Raw genomic sequence first — 20,927 nt, forward strand, 5'->3', positions numbered from 1 at the left:
AAAAACCCGTATTTATTGCTCGGGTGTTTGTGCCTTCCTTCCGCGGTTACCCGGGCCAGGCAGCGCGATAATCTCATAGTCGCCCTTGGCGAGGTGTTTCCTTAGGTCCTTCTTGTCAAACTTGCCCACCGAAGTCTTGTCGATCACATCGACGAACGTCCAATACTCAGGTGCCATCCATGTTGGTAACACATCGGCGAGGTTCTTTCGCAGCCGCTCCGCTGTTTCCGCGGTGCGCGGGATATCGTCCAAAAGCACGGTAATAGCCAGTGGGCGCTCGCCCCACTGGCGGTCGGGGAAGCCAATCACAGCGCACTCGATGACATCTTCGGCTTCCATGATGAGGTTTTCCACCTGTGCGGAATAGATCCATTCGCCGCCAGATCGGATAACGTCGCGTGCACGGTCGTACAACGTCATGTAGCCATCGGCGGTGACTGTTCCGACATCACCAGTGCGTAGCCAGCCGTCTTCAGTGAAGTGGTGGCGGGCGTCATTAATCTCTTTGCCCCGGAACGTCGAGGCCAACTCGCCCTGTTCTTGGGTTGGCGAGTGGTAGTAGCCGTTGGCAACCAAATTTCCTCGCACCTGCATCTCGCCTTGTGAAAGGTCTGTTGATGCCATCACCTCTCCATCGTTGACCACGCGGTATTCCAGCCATGGCACAAACCGTCCCTGGGACACGCGATACGCCTGGCGAGCTTCGCCTGAAGCGCCTGATGGCGGGCGTGCCACCGTGCCAACAGTAGACGTTTCCGTCATGCCCCACACGTGGACGACGTCGACACCGTAGCGTTCCTCCCACACCTTGATCAGTGCAGGCGGGGCAGGAGAGCCTCCGACGAAGATCTCCTGCAAACTCATGCGCTCAGGCGGCGTATGCAGATAGTGCACCATTAGCTGGATCCACAGCGTTGGTACGCCGTGCGCTACGCGTGGGTGCGTCGAGGCAATAATCGTTGCAAGCGTCGGTGCGGAAACGTCGGCACCTGGTAGTACCATCGGTGCGCCGGTGACGTACGCTGCGAACGGTACGCCCCAGCTCAACACGTGATAGATGGGGATGCAGCACAGGAAAGACTCGCCGTGCGTAATCGCTAGTGAATCCGTTGAGCGAAGCGTCATCGCCTCGAGCCAAAGAGAGCGGTGCGAATACGCCACGCCTTTTGGCGCGCCAGTCGTTGCTGTCGAATACACCAGTGCGGCTGCAGTGTTTTCTGGCAGTTCCGGCCACGAGTACCGTGTTGCTTGGCCGTCGAGAAGCTGCTCGTAGCTATGCACCTTGGCAGCTCCGAACGACAACCCAAGGACGTCGTCGCTGAGCAGAGCGCCAATAAAGACAATGTGCTCAACCAGCGGGCACATCTCCATCACTCGGCCAAGCTTTTTAGCTAGCCGCGGATCAGCCACAATGACCTTCGCCTCTGAATGGTTCACCACATAGGCAATCTGATCCGGCATCAACTGAATATTCAGTGGGGTGAAGACGGCGCCTTTCGCGGCGGTACCAAACATCACCTCAATATGCTCGGAGCAGTTAAACATGAACGTAGCCACGCGCTGGTCCCCGTCAATGCCCAGCAAGTTTTCCGCAGCGTTGGCAAAAGCGCTGGCCCGCGCGCCAATGTCCGCAAACGTGCACTCTTCGGCGCCCGTGGGCCCCCACGTCGTACACTTCGTCGAGGCGTGAGCGGTGCGCCCATACTCCAAAATGCGACCGACGGAAAACGGCACTTCCTGCATCGTTGAAAGCATGGGCACCACTTTAGCGCGAATGAAGCACGCGCAATTCAATCATGCGATACAATACGAGGCGGATCATGCGCATCGCACGAACTTTGCTGCGCAGCCAACCTCATCGATCCGCTTCCCCTTTTTGCAATCTACGTGCAGTGGCGTAGTTTTATTACATGGTTTTCACTGACCATGGGGGAGCGCGCAGGCAATTCAGTTACTGTTAACGAAGTTGCAGCGCACAGTGAACGAAACGACACAATGCACACGAAAGCTTCGAATCAGTGTTCACTCTCTTTGCTGGCGAAGTGACGAAAGGACATCCGTGACAGATACGGGAAACGCAGCAGGAACTGACCTTCAAGCGCTGAAGATTCCTGAACTGCGCAAACTTGCTGCAGAAAAAGGCCTCAAAGGTGTCTCCGGTCTGCGGAAGGGCGAGCTTATCCAAGCAATTACTACTGGCACCGTGCCTGGAAAGGCTCCTGCGAAGGCAGTAGAACCTGCGAAGGCAGTAGAAGAGGAAACTCACAGCGACAACCGTCGCCGCGCCACCCGCAAGGCCGCAGATCCCGCTGAAAATAGTGAGGAACAAGGCGACAAGACGGGCAAAGAGGAAAAGGGCAAAGAGCAGCAGTCCGGGCAGCACGAGGGGCGCTATGAGTCCCGATCTGCGGCACGCCGTGCTCGCCGAAACCGTGCGCGACACAATCATGAGTCCCACGATGCCGACGCAGAACAGAAGCACTCGAACGACGAGAAGAACGATAAGCCCGAAAAGCACGATAACGGCTCGGCCGACGAGAAGTCTGAAAATAGCAACGACGGCAACGGCGGTCGTGGCCGCAACCAACGTAATGACCGCGGCGGTCGTAACAACCGCGACCATGACGAAGACGGGGGAGGCCGTCGTGGACGCCGCGGCCGTCGTGGACGCCGCGGCCGTGACAACAACCGTGACCAGCAGGATAACCAGAACATCCCACCAGAAGAGCTGCAGGAAGTAGCCGGCATCGTCGACGTCATTGACAACAACGCTGCGTTCATCCGCACCACTGGTTACCGTCAGAGCAGCGCAGACGTGTACGTGAACAACCGCCTCGTTCGGGCGAATGGGTTGCGCTCCGGCGATGCGGTCATCGGTCAGGTGCGCGCGAACGGGCAGGGTCACCAGCATGGCTCTGGCCGCAACCGCCAGCGCTACAACCAGTTGGTCCGTGTTGATTCCGTGAACGGTATGACGCCGGAGGACGCTAAGCAGCGCAAGCAGTTCCACAAGCTGACCCCGCTGTATCCGAATAAGCGTCTGCGCCTGGAGACAGAGCCAAACATCCTGACCACGCGAGTGATCGACCTGGTCATGCCGATTGGTAAGGGTCAGCGTGCACTGATCGTCTCCCCTCCAAAGGCTGGTAAGACGACAATTCTGCAGAACATCGCGAACGCAATCGCGAAGAACAACCCAGAGTGCTACCTGATGGTCGTCCTCGTTGACGAGCGCCCTGAGGAAGTCACGGACATGCAACGCAGTGTGAAGGGTGAGGTTATCGCCTCCACCTTCGACCGCCCGCCATCAGAGCACACCGCCGTCGCGGAGCTCGCAATTGAACGTGCAAAGCGCCTCGTGGAGATGGGGCAAGACGTTGTAGTCCTCCTCGACTCGATCACGCGCCTGGGTCGCGCGTACAACAATTCGTCGCCGGCATCGGGCCGTATCCTGTCCGGTGGCGTTGATTCCAACGCGCTGTACCCGCCGAAGCGCTTCCTGGGTGCTGCGCGCAACATCGAGGAGGGTGGCTCGCTTACGATCATCGCTACGGCGATGGTGGAGACGGGCTCCGCTGGTGACACCGTCATCTTTGAGGAGTTCAAGGGCACCGGTAACGCCGAGCTGAAGCTTGATCGTAAGATCGCGGAACGCCGGGTCTTCCCAGCTGTCGACGTCAACCCGTCCGGTACCCGCAAGGATGACCTGCTCATGGGGCCGGATGAAGCGCGCGTGATGCACAAGTTGCGTCGAATCCTGTCGGCACTTGACCCGCAGCAGTCCATCGACATGCTGATCAAGCAGTTGAAGAAGACGAAGAGCAACGGCGAGTTCCTGATGGGCGTCGCCAACTCGGCACCAATGGTGGCTGATCAAGACGCAGAGGAGTACATCTAATGGCTGGCGAAGTTTCGCTTGTCGACGACTACGTCGCCGAATACGAGGGCATTCAGGCCCAGATGGGCGACCCAGATATTGCGGGCGACCAGGATAAATTCCGGAAGCTTTCAAAGCGCTACGCCGAACTGCAGCCGATCATCAAGGTCAACGACGCGCTGAACCAGGCGAGGGAAGATCACGAAGCTGCGGCTGAGATGGCGTACGAAGACAAAGAGTTCGCCGAAGAAGCTGAACGCCTTGCGAAAGAGATCGTCGCGCTTGAGGAGGAACTCGCGGACCTGCTCGCACCTCGCGACGAGCACGATGGTGATGACATCATCATGGAGCTCAAGGCCGGTGCTGGCGGTGAAGAGGCGGCCCTCTTTGCTGGTGACCTCGCCCGCATGTACCAAAAGTATTGCGAGAAGCACGGCTTGACCTGGGAAGTGCTCGACTTGTCCGAGTCGGACCTTGGCGGCGTAAAGGATATGACCGTCGCGGTGAAGGCGAAGACGCCATCACGTGACGGTGCATGGTCCAAGCTGAAATTTGAGGGTGGCGTGCACCGCGTGCAACGTGTGCCAGTCACTGAGTCGCAGGGCCGCATTCAGACGTCGGCCGCGGGTGTATATGTGTTCCCGGAGCCGGACGAAGTGGCGTCGGTAAATATTGATGAGAAAGACATTCGCGTTGATGTCTACCGATCCTCCGGCAAGGGCGGCCAGGGTGTGAACACCACTGACTCCGCCGTGCGTATTACCCACCTGCCGACGAATATCGTGGTGACCTGTCAGAACGAGCGCTCGCAGATCCAAAACCGAGCTCGCGCGATGCAGGTGCTGCAAGCTCGCCTTGACCAACTCGAGCGCGAAAAGGCCGAGGCCGAAGCCGCCGAGGGGCGCGCTTCCCAGGTGCGGACGATGGACCGCTCTGAGCGCATCAGGACCTACAACTGGCCCGAAAACCGTATTTCGGATCACCGCATCAACTACAAGGCGAACAACCTTGACACCGTGCTTGACGGAAACATGGACGATCTGATTACAGCGCTTCAGGCGCACGAGCGGCAGGAACGACTTGAAGCCGAGTAAACTCCCCGCTCAACAGGTCATCGCCCGTGGCGCGCAGCAGCTTGCGGCCGCGGGCGTTGCCACGCCAGCAGTCGACGCGAGGTTGATCGCTGCCTGGCTTCTCGACGACACCCCGATGAACGTACTGTTCCTCGACGTTGACCAGGAGTTTGAAACAGCGTTTGAAGCAGCGATTCAACGCCGGGCATCGCGCGAACCACTCCAGCACATCGTTGGGGCCGCGCCGTTTGGGCCTCTGACGCTGCGTGTCGGACCGGGTGTGTTTATCCCGCGGCCGGAGACCGAGGTCCTAGCCGATTGGGCAGTGAAGACATTGCAGCAGTCCGCTACCTCGCAGGCGCCCACTGTCGTGGATCTGGGCACTGGTTCGGGCGCGCTCGCGCTCTACATCGCGAATGCGGTACCGTGCGCCGAGGTGATCGCGGTGGAGCGGTCCGAAGCTGCTCGCGAGTATGCCCAACGAAATCGCGATGAACTCGGCTTGAACGTCCGGATCGTCGAAGGGGACATGACTGATCACAACTTGTTGTCTACGCTGCATGGCACCGTAGACATGGTGGTAAGCAACCCGCCGTACGTTCCCAATACCGACGGTCTGGACCCAGAGGTCTACGTAGACCCACCGGAGGCAGTCTTTTCCGGAGACGACGGTATGGACGCGATACGTGGCCTGGTGCCGGTGGCTGCGACGCTATTGAAACCGGGCGGAGTATTTGCAGTTGAGCATGATGACGCAACTTCTGACCTGACTGTCGACGCCGTTACAGCATCCGGCACGTTCGAAAGAGTGGAGCGGTTAGCGGACCTCACCGGAAAGCACCGCTTTGTCTGTGCCCGGAAGCGGAGCGAGTAAGCTAGTCCGGTACTGAACAAAGGAGACGAGGAGCATTATGGCGAGTAGGGTTTTCCAGTGCCTCGAACCAGAAGAACGCGAACAAGGACTGCAGGCAGCAGAAGCCGCAGTGAAAGAGGGGCGTTGCATCGTCCTTCCTACTGACACCGTCTACGGCATCGGCGCCGACGCATTTAATAACCAGGCGGTGGCGACACTGCTGGCAACGAAGCGGCGGGGCCCCGATATGCCGGTGCCAGTGTTGGTAGGGTCTTGGACTACTATCCAGGGGCTCGTGCGGGAGTTCACGGACACCGCTAAAACTCTCGTTGAAGCATTTTGGCCGGGAGGGCTTTCGATCGTCGTTCCGGAAGCCCCGAGCCTTCCCTGGAATCTCGGCGACACTCGTGGCACCGTGTTGTTGCGGATGCCGAATCAACGCCTGGCGCTTGAACTTCTGCAGCGAACTGGCCCGATGGCAGTCTCGTCGGCGAACCTGACGGGCAATCCACCAGCGCTCAACGCGGCCGCTGCACGCCAGCAGTTCGGGGAGGCAGTCGGCGTGTATCTCGAGGGTGGGCCCGCCGAAGTTGGCACCCCGTCAACGATTATCGATATTTCTGGCCCTAGCCCAGTCATCCTGCGAGAGGGAGCTATCAGCACGGAACGCATTGCTCAAGTCCTAAAACTTGACCCAGAGCAGTTGCGGAGGAAGTAGATGGGCGGCGCCGGAGTCCCGCTGCGTGAATTGGGCTTGGTTCTGCTTGTTGCCGCAGCGATCACCTACCTGCTCACAGGCGTGGTGCGCACAGCGCTCGTTCGGACGGGCAGGGTGGCAGAGATCCGCAAACGCGATGTGCATACCCAGCCGACGCCTTCTGTCGGTGGCCTTGCCATGTTTACAGGGCTCGTGTGCGCCCTTTTTCTTGCGCAGCAGCTCCCGGCGCTCACACGTGGGTTCGCACCGGTGACGCCCGAGATGACGGCAGTCTTCGCTGGTGCGAGTGGGATCGTCATCCTAGGAATTATCGACGACCTCTACGAGCTTGGGGCCGTCGTAAAGCTGTGCGGACAACTCTTGGTAGCTGGCCTCATGAGCTTTCTTGGACTGGTCTTTACCGTCTTTTACGTCCCGTTTGGGGAGGGGACCACGCTGATCCTCGACCAAGTTCAAGGAATGTTGCTGTCCGCATTCTTTACTGTGTTGATCATCAATGCTGTGAACTTTGTCGATGGCATTGACGGACTCGCTGCTGGCCTGGGGATGATCGCTGGGGGAGCTATCCTTCTCTTCTCCCTCACTGTGCTCCACGACCAGGGTGGTGCTGTTTCGGCCTACCCGCCGGCGATCATTTGCTCGATTCTCGTCGGAATTTGTGCCGGGTTCTTGCCGCATAATTTCGAGCCTGCCCGAATTTTCATGGGGGACTCAGGCGCGATGCTTATTGGATTGCTGCTGGCAGCCGCGTCGACGTCAGCGTCGGGCAAGATCAACATGTCACTCTATGGGGCTGCGGACATGGTGGCATTAGTGAGCCCAATCATCGTTGTGCTTGCTGCAATTGCCTTGCCGTTGCTTGACCTGATTTGGGCGGTCATCCGACGTGTGATCCGTGGCCAGCGACCGTGGGAAGCAGACGCTGGACATATTCACCACCGACTGCTTCGCCTCGGGCATACACACAGACGCACTGTTTTGGTCCTCTATATGTGGATTTCTGCAGTAGCCCTCGGTGCGGTGAGCTTTTCGATCGTCCCCACCCGATTTGCTGTAGCTTTTACCGTCCTTTCGTTGGTGGTGGCCTTTGTTGCGACGCTCATTCCATGGCTGAAAGGCAAGATTGGCCCAGTATCTGTGTAGGATGTCCAATCGTGGATACTCCAAAGAACCCTGTGACGCCGAACCTGGAAGTGTCAGACACTGAGCAGTATGAGAACCAACGGCGACCGCTGCTGCGTGCACTGCGCTTTGGAACGTTGGCATTGCTGGCGCTGCTTATCATTTCGCTGATGGCATGGGGAGCCGTGAGCGGCGCGCCAGGTCTTTGGGCTGTATTGATGGGGGTCGGTATTGGTGGTGGCTTTGTGCTGTTGACCGCTATCAGTGTTCTTGCGACGTCTAATTCAACCCCTACAACCACGATGGCTGTCGTCCTCGGCGGTTGGCTCATCAAGATGGTTGTCATCGTGCTTATCTTGCTCGGGCTTCGGAACGCAACGTTTTACGACTCGACAGCATTCGGTGTAACTACGATCGCGGCACTTGTTGTTGCGTTAGGCGCCGAAGCTATGGGGGTACTGAGCGTACGAACGGCATATATTCAGAAGCCTTAAGACATACAGACATTTGCGTTGCTACCCCCTCGCCTTGGGGTGGCAACGCTTTTCTATGTCGGAATGTAGGGGAATTCCTACCGAATTTGTGGGTGTCTACCCCTTTTTGGAACGGGTGTGGGGGAAGTAACATTTTAGGTGAAAACGCCAGTACCAGCCATATTTTAATGGCGTGTAACCGAAAAATGCTCAGAAGAAGCTTTGGAAGACCCCCTAAAGCGTGAAAATACGCTGTGACCTGTTAAAGTATCGGGCGGGTTAGTTAAGGTCTGCTGCTTCCTTATTTTTCGCTGGAAGAAGCACGAAAATACATCCCCTGTCCCGTGGTAGAAGATGTGCGACGGAGTCCGCCACGGAGACAGCTTGTTGGAGACGTCCATCGCACCGCACGTTAAGTGCGGCCCGAGAACGGGAGAGAACGCTGAGCGTTACAACTTTGGCCATGAAGGGTACATTCCACGCACCCCAATTGGGTCCAGAATTTTTCCCGGGGCACACGTTCGACCAGTTTATTGGTGAAGATTTCGCCAATGGCTGGTTCGCGCTGGACCGTATCATGCTGGTTCGCCTGTTCATGGCGGCAGTACTGGTGGTCCTCTTTGTTATTGCTTTTAGGAAGCCAAAACTGGTTCCTAAGGGTCTGCAGAATATCGGTGAGTTGGGCGTGGATTTCGTCCGCATCCACATCGCCGAAGACACGCTGGGGAAGAAAGAGGGCCGGCGTTTCTTGCCGGTAATCGCGACAATCTTCTTCACGATCCTGTTCATGAATGTCGCCACGATCATCCCTGGCCTCAACATCTCGCCAAACGCACGTATCGGTATGCCGATTGTGTTGGCTGTTGTTGCCTACATTGCGATGATCTACGCGGGCGTGCAGCGCTACGGCGTTGCCTTCTTCAAGCACTCGACCGTGATTCCTGGGTTGCCGTTCGCTCTGCACTTCCTTGTTGTGCCGATCGAGTTCTTCTCGACGTTTATTCTGCGTCCGGTCACGCTGGCACTTCGTCTTATGGCGAACTTCCTGGCTGGCCACATCATTCTCGTTCTGCTGTACTCTGCTACGAACTTCTTCTTCTGGCAGATCTCGGCCTGGACGAGTGTGTCAGGGCTGACCCTGATCGCGGCGTTGCTGTTCACCCTGTATGAGTTGATCATTATCTTCCTGCAGGCGTACATCTTCGCTCTGTTGACTGCGGTGTACATCGAACTGTCGCTGCATGCAGACGCGCACTAACAAAGCGCAACCTACTGGTCAAACTGAATAAACCCCATACAAATTGTCACTCGTTTGTTTGCAGGAAGCGTTGCAAGCAAACACCAAGAAAGGGAACGACTTTCACATGAACGACATCATTCTTGCTCAGGCAGCAGCCGCTACCGAATACACCGGTCTCGGCACCATCGGCTACGGCCTCGCTACCATCGGCCCTGGCATCGGCATCGGCATGCTGGTCGGTAAGACCGTTGAGGGTATGGCACGTCAGCCAGAGATGGCCGGCCAGCTGCGTACCACCATGTTCCTGGGTATCGCCTTCGTTGAGGCACTTGCCCTGATTGGCCTCGTTGCAGGCTTCCTGTTCTAAAAAGAACTCACGAATTCCACGTACACTTTTTAGATCAGGAGCAACCAATGACTAACGTCAACGATATTTTCGTGTTGGCAGAGGGAGAGAAGCTTCCGCTCGAGACGGAGCCGTCGATTCTCCTGCCTGCCATGTACGACGTGGTTTGGTCGACCGTTGTCTTCGTCATCGTGTTCTTGCTCTTCTGGAAGTTTGTCCTTCCGAAGTTCCAGGAAGTACTGGCGGAGCGCGAAGACCGAATCAAGGGCGGCATTGAGCGTGCTCAGGTTGCCCAGGCCGAGGCTAAGGCTGCTCTAGAAAAGAACAACGCTGAACTCGCTGAGGCACGTGCCGAAGCTGCTGAGATCCGTGAAGCTGCCCGGGCAAAGGGCAAGGAGATTCAGGCAGAACTTCGTGAGCGCGCTGAGGAAGAGTCTCGTCGAATTGTTGAAGCAGGCGAAAAGCAGCTTCTGGCTTCCCGCGAGCAGGTCGTCGCTGAACTGCGCAACGAGATGGGTCAGAACTCCATCAGTCTGGCAGAGCGTCTGCTGGGTACCGAGCTTTCGGATGATACCCGCCGCTCGAACACGATTGATGCTTTCCTCGCCGAACTCGACAACGTTTCTACGAGGAAGTAGGCGAAATGAAGGCAGCTAGTCGCGAAGCACAAACAAAAGTTTCTGAGCAGCTTGATCAGCTGATTCAAGGGGCAGGGGACACCGTTGCTGTTGCATTGCAGCTCGGTACGGAATTGTTCCTGACCGTGGATCAGCTGGACGCCGAGCGTGCACTGCGCATCGCTGTCGCTGATAACTCGCTTGATGCCGCGCAGCGTCGCGGGATCATCAACGATGTTTTCGGTGCCAAGGTGGCAGAGCCTACGGCACAGATCCTTGCTGCAGCAGCTTCCGAGGAGTGGTCAAACCCGCGCGAATTCCGCGCAGGCCTGATCAACCTAGGTCGACGTGCGCTGATGAAGGGCGCGGAGGCTCAAGGGCAGTTGGAGCAGGTCGAAAACGAGCTGTACCAACTCTCCACCTTGCTTGAGAAGGAGCGGAAGCTTACTCAGCTTCTCTCCGACCGAACCGCTACAGCCGCACAGAAGCGCGGTCTGCTTGCGAATGTCATTTACGGCAAGGTCACCACGGTTACTGAAGCGCTAGCTTTGCAGGTCATTGGCCGTCCAGAACACCACCCGGTAGACGATCTCGCAGCTCTGGCAGCTGACGTCGCCGCGTTGCGTGGGAAGGCCGTGGCACGTGTGGTCACCGCACAGGCGCTCTCTGAGGCGCAGCGCGATGCACTGGCACAGAAACTTGAGAACATTTACGGTCGTGAGATGGCGATCCATTCTGAGGTTGACCCCAGCCTCCTCGGTGGACTGACCATCCGAGTCGGCGATGAACTGATTGACGGGTCGACGCGCGGTAAGTTGAACCGCATGCGCACCGACCTTCTCGCCAACGCGACCCTTTAGTAAGAGATAATGCTGGAACAAACTACCGAGAGCAGGAAGAACATGGCGGAGCTGACGATCTCCTCCGATGAGATCCGTAGCGCGATAGCGAACTACACCTCGAGCTACTCCGCGGAGGCCTCCCGTGAGGAGGTCGGCGTGGTGACTTCGGCTGCAGATGGTATTGCCCAGGTTTCCGGGCTGCCAGGATGCATGACGAATGAGCTGCTCGAGTTTCCGAACGGCGTCATTGGCGTCGCACAGAACCTTGAGACCGATTCGATCGGTGTCGTGGTTCTGGGTAATTTCGAGACCCTCACCGAGGGCGACCAAGTAAAGCGGACAGGCGAAGTTCTGTCCATCCCGGTTGGGGAGGAATTCCTCGGCCGCGTTATTAACCCACTGGGCCAGCCAATTGACGGCCTTGGTCCAATTGAATCCAACGAAGAGCGCGCGCTTGAGCTGCAGGCTGCAGGCGTTCTCGACCGCCAGCCGGTTGAGGAACCAATGCAGACCGGTATCAAGGCTATTGACGCCATGACCCCAATCGGTCGTGGTCAGCGTCAGCTCGTCATTGGTGACCGTAAGACTGGTAAGACTGCAGTCTGCATCGACACGATCCTGAACCAGAAGCACTTCTGGGAGACCGGAGATCCGTCGAAGCAGGTTCGTTGCATCTACGTCGCGGTGGGCCAGAAGGGCTCCACGATCGCTGGCGTTCGTGCAACCCTCGAGCAGCACGGCGCGCTTGAGTACACCACGATTGTGGCTGCACCTGCATCCGACTCCGCAGGCTTCAAGTGGCTCGCACCATTCTCTGGTGCAGCGCTGGGCCAGCACTGGATGTACCAGGGCAAGCACGTGCTGGTGATTTACGATGATCTGACCAAGCAGGCAGAGGCATACCGTGCCATCTCGTTGCTGCTGCGTCGTCCACCAGGCCGCGAGGCATACCCAGGTGACGTGTTCTACCTGCACTCTCGTCTGCTGGAGCGTGCTGCGAAGCTCAACGATGAGCTGGGTGCAGGCTCGTTGACCGCACTGCCGATCATCGAGACGAAGGCTAACGACGTGGGTGCGTTCATTCCTACCAACGTCATCTCGATTACAGACGGCCAGGTCTTCCTCCAGTCCGACCTCTTCAACCAGGGTGTTCGCCCAGCTATTGACGTGGGTATCTCCGTGTCCCGTGTCGGTGGCGCTGCGCAGACTAAGGGTATGAAGAAGGTTGCAGGTAACCTGCGTCTCGACCTTGCTGCATACCGTGACCTGGAAGCGTTCGCTGCGTTCGCGTCCGACCTCGATGCAGCTTCGAAGCGCCAGCTCGAGCGCGGTCAGCGTCTCGTAGAGCTCCTCAAGCAGTCGGAGAACGCTCCGCAGCCTGTTGAGTTCCAGATCGTATCTATCTGGCTTGCAAACGAAGGCGCCTTTGACGTCGTTCCCGTCGAAGACGTGCGTCGCTACGAGTTCGAGCTGCAGGAGCACATTCGCTCCGTCGCTCCGGAAGTCTACGAACAGATCTCCGGTGGCGCTGCGCTCGACGATACGAGCAAGCAGACGCTGCTGCGCGTCAATGATGACTTCGCTCGCTCGTTCCAGTCCTCCACCGGTGAGCACATCGTGCGCGAGCCAGAGGCGGATCCGCTGGACAAGCGTGAGGTCAAGAAAAATACCCTTAACGTCGGCCGTTCCAAGAAGTAGTTCTTGGAACAAGACGTAAACGTCTACATATAGGAAGGGAGGAGAGTAAACCATGGCAACACTTCGCGAACTACGTGACCGTATTAGGTCTGTAAACTCCACGAAGAAAATCACTAAAGCCCAGGAGCTGATCGCGACTTCGCAGATCACCAAGGCACAGCAGCGCGTCGAAGCGGCAAAGCCGTATGCCGACGAGTTGAAAGACGTCATGGAACGCCTCGCAGCTGCGAGCTCCCTCGATCACCCCATGCTCCGTGAGCGTGAGAATGGTCGAGTCGCAGCAGTCCTCGTGGTCACATCAGACCGCGGTATGGCCGGCGGGTATAACCACAACGTGTTGAAGAAGGCAGCAGAGCTCGAGCGCATGCTTGAGGAAGCTGGCTACGAAGTCGTCCGCTACATCACGGGCGGTAAGGGCGTGACCCACTACCGTTTCCGCGATATGGAGGTCGAAGGCTCTTGGACTGGTTGGTCCCAGAAGCCTTCGTGGGAAGCGACCCACGACGTTCGTCGTCACCTGATCGACGGCTTCATGGCGAGCTCTGAAGGGACCGCTAAGTGGCGCGAGGGCCTGCACGGCCCTGAGGGTCAGGAGGTTCGTGGCTTCGACCAGGTACACGTGGTGTACACAGAATTTGTGTCGATGTTGACACAAGAAGCCAGGGTGCACCAGTTGCTCCCAATTGAGCCGGTGCTTGAGGATTACGAGTACGAGCAGGAAGACATGCTCACCACAAGTGGGGATGTGCAACCGGACATGGATTTCGAACCTGATGCGGATACGCTGATGGACGAACTGCTTCCGGCGTATGTTTCTCGCTCGCTGTACTCGATTTTCTTGGAGGCATCTGCAGCGGAGTCCGCTTCACGTCGTACGGCGATGAAGAACGCTACGGACAATGCGACCGAATTGGCGAACAACTTGTCCCGTGAGGCTAACCAAGCCCGTCAGGCAAAAATTACCCAGGAAATCACCGAGATTATCGGCGGCGCTGGCGCGCTGTCTGGTAGTGGAGAAAGTGACTAAATCATGACTACTGCTCACTCTTACGACGAGCTCGGCGAGGAGCCAACGGGTCAGGCTCAGAATGAGTCCGATTTCGCTCAGAACCCGGCAGGGTCTGAGAATGGCCGCGTCGTGCGCGTCATCGGCGCAGTCGTCGACGTGGAGTTCCCGCGTGGCGAGCTGCCCGCTTTGTACAACGCGCTTGAGGTTGACATCGACCTCGGCGAAATGTCCCGCACCATCGTGCTTGAGGTAGCCCAGTTCTTGGGTGACAGCCTCGTCCGCACGATCGCCATGGCACCAACCGACGGTCTGGTCCGTGGCGCACAGGTACGCGACTCCGGCAATCCGATCTCCGTTCCGGTTGGCGACCAGGTCAAGGGCCACGTGTTTAACGCGCTTGGTCAGTGCTTGGACGACCCATCGGTCGGCGTCGGTGGTGAGCGTTGGGGCATCCACCGCGAGCCACCAGCGTTCAAGGACTTGGAAGGTAAGACCGAGATCCTTGAGACCGGCATTAAGGTCATCGACCTGCTTACCCCTTACGTGAAGGGTGGCAAGATTGGCCTCTTCGGTGGTGCTGGTGTCGGTAAGACAGTTCTCATCCAGGAGATGATTACGCGTATTGCACGCGAGTTCTCCGGTACCTCCGTGTTCGCCGGCGTCGGCGAACGTACCCGTGAGGGTACGGACCTCTTCCTCGAGATGGAGGACATGGGCGTTCTTCCAGATACGGCCCTTGTTTTCGGCCAGATGGATGAGCCGCCAGGGGTTCGTATGCGTGTCGCGCTGTCCGGCCTGACCATGGCGGAGTACTTCCGCGATGTTCAGAACCAGGACGTGCTCCTGTTCATCGATAACATCTTCCGTTTCACCCAGGCTGGTTCTGAGGTTTCGACCCTGCTGGGTCGTATGCCATCGGCCGTGGGCTACCAGCCAACGCTGGCAGACGAGATGGGTGTTCTCCAGGAACGCATTACCTCGACCAAGGGCCGTTCGATTACGTCGCTGCAGGCAGTTTATGTTCCGGCTGACGACTACACCGACCCGGCTCCGGCCACGACCTTCGCTCACCTGGACGCGACGACCGAGCTTTCGCGTTCCATTGCTTCCAAGGGTATCTACCCAGCAGTGGATCCGCTGACCTCGACCTCGCGCATCCTTGAGCCAGGTATCGTTGGCGAGCGTCACTACGAGGTTGCACAGCGAGTTATCGGTATTCTGCAGAAGAACAAGGAACTGCAGGACATCATCGCAATTCTCGGTATGGACGAGCTTTCCGAAGAGGATAAGGTCACGGTTATGCGTGCTCGTAAGATCGAGCGCTTCCTGGGCCAGAACTTCTTCGTCGCTAAGAAGTTCACCGGCGACGAGGGCTCCTACGTACCTCTCGAGGAGACTATCGACGCCTTCGAGAAGCTGTGCAACGGTGAATTCGATGCATACCCAGAGCAGGCATTCAACGGCCTGGGTGGCTTGGATGACGTTGAGGCTGCCTACAAGAAGCTGCAGGGCTAGGAGGCAATAATGGCTGAACTTACCGCTCAATTAGTCTCGGTAGACCGTTTGCTCTGGAAGGGTCCAGCAAGCATCGTGACTGCTCAGACTACCGAAGGTGAGATCGGCATTCTGCCTGGCCACGAACCCATCCTTGGTCAGCTCAAGGACAATGGTGTCGTGACCATCCGCCCAATCGACGGCGAGCGCATCGTCGCCGCCGTCCAGGGTGGGTTCCTTTCCGTGCAAGGTGACAAAGTGACCATTCTTGCGGATTACGCCATCTTCGCCCACGAAGTGAATCGTGATGAAGCTCAGGCAGAGCTTCAGAACATTGACGACGCACTCGCGAAGTCTCGTGCAGAGGCCGAGCTTGCTGCCGTCCGTCGCAGTGAATCTCGCTAACGCGGTCACCGCGTAGGAGGAAGGTAGAGCGCCACGCTCAACCTTGTAAAGCCCCGCTGTTTTAGCAGCGGGGCTTTCCGTTTCTTCGTTGCTTGCACTGGCAGCGAAGGTCGCTAAAATGAAGCGCATACTTTCATCAAGGTCGGTTTGAACGAAGCAGAGGTGCAATGTGATCGTTTTACTGTACGTGGCATTGTTCTTTGTGTTCTTTGTTATTACTGTGTGCGTGTGGCGCTTTTTAATGTTCCGCAACTCCGGCGCGATAGGCCTGTTCCGACAACTCCCGGCCACCGGGGTCCACGGTTGGCGCCACGGTGTGCTGATCTATCACGCGGAGGAGCTCCGTTTTTATAAACTGCGGTCCTTGTCATTCCAGTACGACATGTGCATTGAGCGCACCCAGACCAGCTTCGAGGGAATGCGAGCGCTGAGTCAAGAAGAGCAGTCGTTCATGCCAGGGATTAAGGAAGCCGTACTGCTGCACGGTGCCGATGGCGATATTGAATTCGCGGGCCAGAAGCGCGCGCAGATGGCGTTGATTTCATGGATTGAGTCTGCACCTGATGAGCGGCAGGAAAAGGTTGATTACGAGGCGCTGCGTCGGCGTGCGCTGCGTGACCGCGGCCGCGATCAGCGCTACTAGCGGGATAATTCCGTACAGAATGACACGACCGGTAGCCTAGTATCCATGCGTCTTGTCATTGCTCGCTGTTCAGTAGATTATGTTGGTCGTCTCGATGCGCATTTGCCGTCTGCGCTTCGCCTTATTTTGATGAAAGCTGACGGGTCTGTGTCGATCCACGCAGACGACCGTGCTTATAAACCACTGAACTGGATGACACCGCCGTGCACGATACGTGAACAAGCCGTCGTGGATATTGATGGGGAAGACACGGGGGACGAGTTGTGGATCGTGGAGAACCCAAAAGGCGAACAGCTTCGCATAACGGTCGAGGAGATCGTGTCTGATACCAACGTGGAGCTCGGTGAAGATCCAGGTCTTGTGAAGGACGGGGTGGAAGCGCACCTACAGGAGCTGTTGGCTGAGCATATTTCTACGCTCGGCGATGGGTTTACGCTCGTCCGCCGTGAGTATCCGACGGCGATTGGCCCAGTCGACTTGCTCGCCAAGGACGCAGACGGCAAGACAGTTGCCGTTGAGGTGAAACGCCGGGGAGGGATCGACGGCGTCGAGCAGCTCAGCAGGTATGTTGAACTGCTTAACCGCGATAGCGTACTTCGTCCAGTACAGGGTGTGTTCGCTGCGCAGGAGATTAAGCCTCAGGCCCGCACGCTCGCGGAAGATCGTGGTTTTCGCTGTATTGTGCTGGACTATGACGACCTGCGTGGAATCGAATCAGATGAGCTGCGCCTGTTTTAGAGGAGCGATGTAGCAGTGCCGCGAAGAAATCGGCGTCAAAACATCCAGCCGAGCTATATACTCCCGCGGGATGGGTCCACGTTTATCGGCACCCAAGAAATGGAAGGGCCGCGGTGGACGCATGGTGAGATCTACAAAGTGCGACAGATTGGTTCTTCCGCAGCGCGGAAGTTCTACGTGTGCCCGGGATGTAATCAGAACATCCCTCCAGGAGTAGCCCATGTCGTTGCGTGGCCGAAGGAAGTGGGGCGCGGGGCGGATGATCGCCGTCACTGGCATAAACATTGTTGGTCGAGGCGGTAGGGTATGAGGCATGATTGCAGCATTTTCAGTAGCACCAGCCGTCACTGACACGCCGAACGCGGAGATGTCGCAGGCCGTGGCACGCGCCGTGAAAGTAGTTCGTGAATCGGGGCTGCCGAATGAGACGACAGCCATGTTCACCACGGTTGAGGGTGAATGGGACGAAGTCATGGACGTTATTAAGCGTGCGACGCAAGCGGTGGAGGAAGTGTCTCCACGTGTTTCGCTGGTGATCAAGGCGGATATCCGCCGTGGGTTTACAGATATGCTCCACCAGAAGATGGAGTCTTTGAACAAGCATCTTGAGGAGAACTAGGACGTGACAGGACCACAATTTACGGCAGGGGCCGTTGATTTAGCTCAGGTAGCGAAGCAAGCGGAGGCCCGCGAGGAAATGCAGCGCGAGGGGTTTGTCCCAGTATTTACGGTTACTGAGGCAGATTTGGAAGCCAAGGTACTGCAGCGCTCAATGCAGATTCCGGTTGTCGTTCATGTCGGTAGTGCGCGTTCAGCTGATTCCGAGTCGCTACGGGCGACGTTGACCAAGTTGGCTACCGGTCAGCGAGGATTCGCGTACGCATACGTTGATGCTGATGCCACTCCGCAGATCGCGCAGGCGCTTGGTGTACGGATTGTTCCGACCACGCTCGCGCTCGCTGCTGGGCGCCCACTGACGAGCTTCGAGGGGGATCAGTCGGAGGAAGAATTGAAGCCTTGGCTCGAGGCATTGGTGAGCAACGTTGGCAGGCAGTTGCAGGGCCTAGACGAGGAACCCGTTGAGGATGCTGCCCCAGCAGAGGACCCGCGTTTGGAAGAGGCAGCTCGTGCGATGCAGGCAGGTGATTTTGATCAGGCTACGGCTATCTACGATGCGATGCTGAGCGAGGAGCCTGGTAACAAAGAAGTTGCGCAGGCGAAGGCGACGGTGGCCGTCGTCAAGCGGCTTGACCCTGCGAACTTGACGGTTGATCCTATTGCTGATGCTGCGGAGCACCCTGACGATGTCGCGAAACAGCTGGTGGCTGCTGATGCTGAGCTCGTGTCCGGTGCGCCTGAGAAAGCATTCGACCGTCTGTTGGGCTTGATCAAGCAGTCTCCAGAGGCGAAGGAGCGACTGCTCGAGCTCTTCGGGCTTTTTGACGCCGGCGACCCGCGTGTGCTCGCCGCTCGTACGAAGCTTGCGAGTGCTCTGTTCTAGCGTGACATGCAAAAGCCCGGGCCTGCAGGAACTCCTGAGGCCCGGGCTCTAGCGTTCTAGCGGCTCAGCTTGTACAGCTGTGCGCTCATTGCTGGTACGTGCAGCTCGATCGAGTGAGGGAAGTGATCCCACTGAACATCGTCGCTGTGCACAGTGTGTGGCAGGTCGTTGTTGGCACCGCCGTAGACGCCTGCGTCCGTGTTGATGAGTAGCTCCCACTCACCGGCGACCGGCAGGCCGATCCGGTAATTTGGCTGGGAAGCTCCGGACATGTTGATGACGGCCAGCACAGGGTTGCCCTCGGTATCCCACCGGAGGTAGGCGAGGATGTTGTGCTGTGAGTCGTCGCCCTTGACCCACTGGAATCCGGCAGGCACATTGTCCTGCGCGTACAACGCAGGGGTGTCGACGTACACCCGGTTGAGGTCGCGAACCAGTTGTTGGATACCGCGGTGGTACTCGTGGCCCCAGCCGTCAGAAATATTGTCCCAGTTGATTGAGTTCGCTTCGTCCCACTCGGTGGTCTGGCCCCAGTCACAGCCCATGAAGAGGAGCTGCTTGCCTGGGTGGGAGAACATATAGCCGAAGAGCGTGCGAAGGCCGGCGGCCTTGTTCCAGTCATCGCCAGGCATGCGCTGCCAAAGCGAGCCCTTGCCGTGGACTACTTCGTCGTGGCTAAACGGCAGGACATACTGCTCGGAAAACGCGTACACCAGGGAGAACGTGATCTCGTTGTGGTGGTACGAGCGGTGAATCGGATCGAGGGAGAAGTATTCCAACGTGTCGTTCATCCAGCCCATGTTCCACTTCAGTGAGAAGCCGAGGCCATCGTGTTCCGTCAGCGCGGTCACGCCCGGCCAGGCAGTGGATTCCTCCGCGATGGTCACGATGCCTGGGTGGTTGCGGTGAACCGTTGCGTTCATCTCTTGCAGGAATTGGACGGCGTCCCAGTTTTCGCGCCCACCAAACTGGTTCGGGAGCCATTCGCCAGGCTGGCGGGAGTAATCGAGGTAGAGCATTGATGCGACGGCGTCGACGCGGAGGCCATCGATGTGGAACTCTTCGCACCAGTACAGGGCGTTAGCGACCAGGAAGTTGCGAACTTCGTTGCGCCCGAAGTCGAACACGTAGGTGCCCCAGTCTTTTTGCTCGCCACGGCGCCAGTCGGGGTGCTCGTAGAGGGCGGTGCCGTCGAAGCGGGCGAGTGCCCAGTCATCCTTCGGGAAGTGGGCTGGCACCCAGTCGACGATGACCCCGATGCCTGCTGCGTGTAGGTCGTTGACGAGTGCGCGGAAATCATCTGGAGTTCCCCAACGGGCGGTTGGAGCGTAGTACCCCGTGACCTGGTAGCCCCAAGAGCCACCGAATGGATGCTCGGCTACCGGGAGGAACTCGACATGGGTGAAGCCGTTTTCCATGAGGTACGGTACGAGCTCGTCGCGCATCGTCTGGAAGGTTGCGCCCTTCTTCCATGAGCCGACGTGGCACTCGTAGACGCTCATTGGGGAGTTGGTCGGGTCTGCTTCGCTGCGCTTTTGCGCCCAATCCTCATCTGTCCACTCGAACTCGGAAGGGGCGGCAACCACGGAGACGGTCTCTGGAGGTGTCAGCGTTTGCTTCGCCAGAGGGTCGGCCTTGTCGATGCGACGGCCGTCGGACGTCTGTACTGCAAATTTGTACGTGGTGCCTGCCTCAATGCCCGGGATGAAGATCTCCCACACTCCAGTCGAACCGAGGACGCGCATCGGGTACTGGTTTGGGTTCCATGCACAGAAGTCACCGACGACGGCCACGCCCTGTGCATTCGGTGCCCACACAGCGAACGAGGTACCAGTGACGGTGCCGAGCGTCGTCTCGTAGGTACGGACGTTGGCGCCGAGCACCTCCCAGAGACGCTCGTGGCGGCCTTCGCTAATCAGGTGCAGGTCGAGCGTGCCGAGTGTAGGCAGGAAGTGATATGCGTCGGCGACGGTCACCGGGTCGCCCTCGGGGTAGTGCACCTTGAAGCGGTAGTCGGGCGCAGTGGTGTCGGTCAAGCCGATCGCCCAAATATCGTCGCCAAGGGACTGCATTTGCCGGATCTCATCGTGGATGAGTAACTCGACGTTCGTTGCGCCCAGGAATCGGGTGCGAATGAGGGAGCCCTCGGGTGCTGCGTGCCATCCGTAGAAGTCGTGCGGTGCGTGGTGCTTGCATTCGAGGAGGCGGTGCCGATCGTGTGCCGGGATCAGCAGTGCTGGGTTGACTGAATTTGCAGACATAATGATCTTTCTAGCGT

The 20,927-nt window shown here is 58.0% G+C and carries 21 protein-coding genes; 19 read left to right on the plus strand and 2 right to left on the minus strand.

Annotated elements, in window-relative coordinates; translation table 11 throughout:
* Positions 1-12: 12 nt before the first annotated feature.
* On the minus strand, positions 13-1,755 hold the full coding sequence (locus QP802_RS03655; RefSeq protein ID WP_284817626.1) for a long-chain fatty-acid--CoA ligase: 1,743 nt from the start codon (positions 1,753-1,755) through the stop codon (positions 13-15).
* Positions 1,756-2,059: 304 nt separating this feature from the next.
* Here QP802_RS03655 and rho point away from each other — a divergent pair, with 304 nt between their 5' ends.
* From rho to QP802_RS03750, 19 genes are all read left to right on the plus strand, one after another.
* Positions 2,060-3,898: a transcription termination factor Rho gene (gene rho, locus QP802_RS03660; RefSeq protein WP_284817627.1), complete on the plus strand. Its 1,839-nt coding sequence runs from the start codon at positions 2,060-2,062 to the stop codon at positions 3,896-3,898.
* Positions 3,898-4,971: a peptide chain release factor 1 gene (prfA, locus tag QP802_RS03665; RefSeq protein ID WP_071573404.1), complete on the plus strand. Its 1,074-nt coding sequence runs from the start codon at positions 3,898-3,900 to the stop codon at positions 4,969-4,971. Before rho ends, prfA begins: the two co-directional genes overlap by 1 nt.
* On the plus strand, positions 4,958-5,824 hold the full coding sequence (gene prmC, locus QP802_RS03670) for a peptide chain release factor N(5)-glutamine methyltransferase (protein WP_256472885.1): 867 nt from the start codon (positions 4,958-4,960) through the stop codon (positions 5,822-5,824). Before prfA ends, prmC begins: the two co-directional genes overlap by 14 nt.
* Positions 5,825-5,861: 37 nt before the next feature.
* On the plus strand, positions 5,862-6,521 hold the full coding sequence (locus QP802_RS03675) for an L-threonylcarbamoyladenylate synthase (RefSeq protein ID WP_284817628.1): 660 nt from the start codon (positions 5,862-5,864) through the stop codon (positions 6,519-6,521).
* On the plus strand, positions 6,522-7,664 hold the full coding sequence (locus tag QP802_RS03680) for an MraY family glycosyltransferase (RefSeq protein ID WP_070362618.1): 1,143 nt from the start codon (positions 6,522-6,524) through the stop codon (positions 7,662-7,664).
* A gap of 11 nt (positions 7,665-7,675) precedes the next feature.
* Positions 7,676-8,137 (plus strand): Cg1360 family ATP-synthase-associated protein, encoded by a 462-nt coding sequence (locus QP802_RS03685; protein WP_256006503.1) that lies wholly within the window; start codon positions 7,676-7,678, stop codon positions 8,135-8,137.
* A gap of 442 nt (positions 8,138-8,579) precedes the next feature.
* Positions 8,580-9,374 (plus strand): F0F1 ATP synthase subunit A, encoded by a 795-nt coding sequence (gene atpB, locus QP802_RS03690; RefSeq protein WP_070362617.1) that lies wholly within the window; start codon positions 8,580-8,582, stop codon positions 9,372-9,374.
* Positions 9,375-9,480: 106 nt separating this feature from the next.
* Complete coding sequence (locus tag QP802_RS03695; RefSeq protein WP_070362616.1) at positions 9,481-9,723, plus strand: ATP synthase F0 subunit C; 243 nt, start codon at positions 9,481-9,483, stop codon at positions 9,721-9,723.
* A 47-nt stretch (positions 9,724-9,770) separates the two neighbouring features.
* A complete protein-coding gene (locus QP802_RS03700; RefSeq protein ID WP_070362615.1) occupies positions 9,771-10,340 on the plus strand; it encodes a F0F1 ATP synthase subunit B in 570 nt (189 codons plus the stop codon).
* A 5-nt stretch (positions 10,341-10,345) separates the two neighbouring features.
* Positions 10,346-11,179, plus strand: coding sequence for a F0F1 ATP synthase subunit delta (locus tag QP802_RS03705; RefSeq protein ID WP_256000467.1), 834 nt, complete (start codon positions 10,346-10,348; stop codon positions 11,177-11,179).
* Positions 11,180-11,188: 9 nt separating this feature from the next.
* Positions 11,189-12,859, plus strand: coding sequence for a F0F1 ATP synthase subunit alpha (atpA, locus tag QP802_RS03710; RefSeq protein WP_252931755.1), 1,671 nt, complete (start codon positions 11,189-11,191; stop codon positions 12,857-12,859).
* Positions 12,860-12,911: 52 nt separating this feature from the next.
* A complete protein-coding gene (locus tag QP802_RS03715) occupies positions 12,912-13,886 on the plus strand; it encodes a F0F1 ATP synthase subunit gamma (protein ID WP_070362612.1) in 975 nt (324 codons plus the stop codon).
* Positions 13,887-13,889: 3 nt separating this feature from the next.
* The gene (gene atpD / locus QP802_RS03720; RefSeq protein WP_070362611.1) at positions 13,890-15,383 is read left to right on the plus strand and encodes a F0F1 ATP synthase subunit beta; all 1,494 of its coding nucleotides are present in this window, start codon (positions 13,890-13,892) and stop codon (positions 15,381-15,383) included.
* A 9-nt stretch (positions 15,384-15,392) separates the two neighbouring features.
* Positions 15,393-15,767 carry a F0F1 ATP synthase subunit epsilon gene (locus tag QP802_RS03725; protein ID WP_070362610.1) on the plus strand — a complete coding sequence of 125 codons (375 nt, stop codon included), beginning with the start codon at positions 15,393-15,395 and terminating at the stop codon, positions 15,765-15,767.
* A 169-nt stretch (positions 15,768-15,936) separates the two neighbouring features.
* Positions 15,937-16,410, plus strand: coding sequence for a DUF2550 domain-containing protein (locus tag QP802_RS03730; RefSeq protein ID WP_070362609.1), 474 nt, complete (start codon positions 15,937-15,939; stop codon positions 16,408-16,410).
* 45 nt (positions 16,411-16,455) lie between these two features.
* Positions 16,456-17,148, plus strand: coding sequence for an endonuclease NucS (gene nucS / locus QP802_RS03735; protein ID WP_070479532.1), 693 nt, complete (start codon positions 16,456-16,458; stop codon positions 17,146-17,148).
* A 15-nt stretch (positions 17,149-17,163) separates the two neighbouring features.
* Entirely contained in the window at positions 17,164-17,451 is a 288-nt protein-coding gene (locus tag QP802_RS03740; protein ID WP_071573411.1) for a hypothetical protein, read from the plus strand.
* Positions 17,452-17,461: 10 nt separating this feature from the next.
* Complete coding sequence (locus tag QP802_RS03745) at positions 17,462-17,767, plus strand: MTH1187 family thiamine-binding protein (RefSeq protein ID WP_070362607.1); 306 nt, start codon at positions 17,462-17,464, stop codon at positions 17,765-17,767.
* A 3-nt stretch (positions 17,768-17,770) separates the two neighbouring features.
* Positions 17,771-18,649, plus strand: a complete 879-nt coding sequence (locus tag QP802_RS03750) for a tetratricopeptide repeat protein (protein ID WP_256021078.1) — start codon at positions 17,771-17,773, stop codon at positions 18,647-18,649.
* 56 nt (positions 18,650-18,705) lie between these two features.
* On the opposite strand, the gene glgB is transcribed toward QP802_RS03750, so the two are convergent.
* Positions 18,706-20,910, minus strand: a complete 2,205-nt coding sequence (gene glgB / locus QP802_RS03755; RefSeq protein ID WP_284817629.1) for a 1,4-alpha-glucan branching protein GlgB — start codon at positions 20,908-20,910, stop codon at positions 18,706-18,708.
* Positions 20,911-20,927: the final 17 nt, after the last annotated feature.

The sequence above is a fragment of the Corynebacterium sp. UMB10119B genome (assembly GCF_030228125.1).
Lineage (GTDB): Bacteria > Actinomycetota > Actinomycetes > Mycobacteriales > Mycobacteriaceae > Corynebacterium > Corynebacterium pseudogenitalium.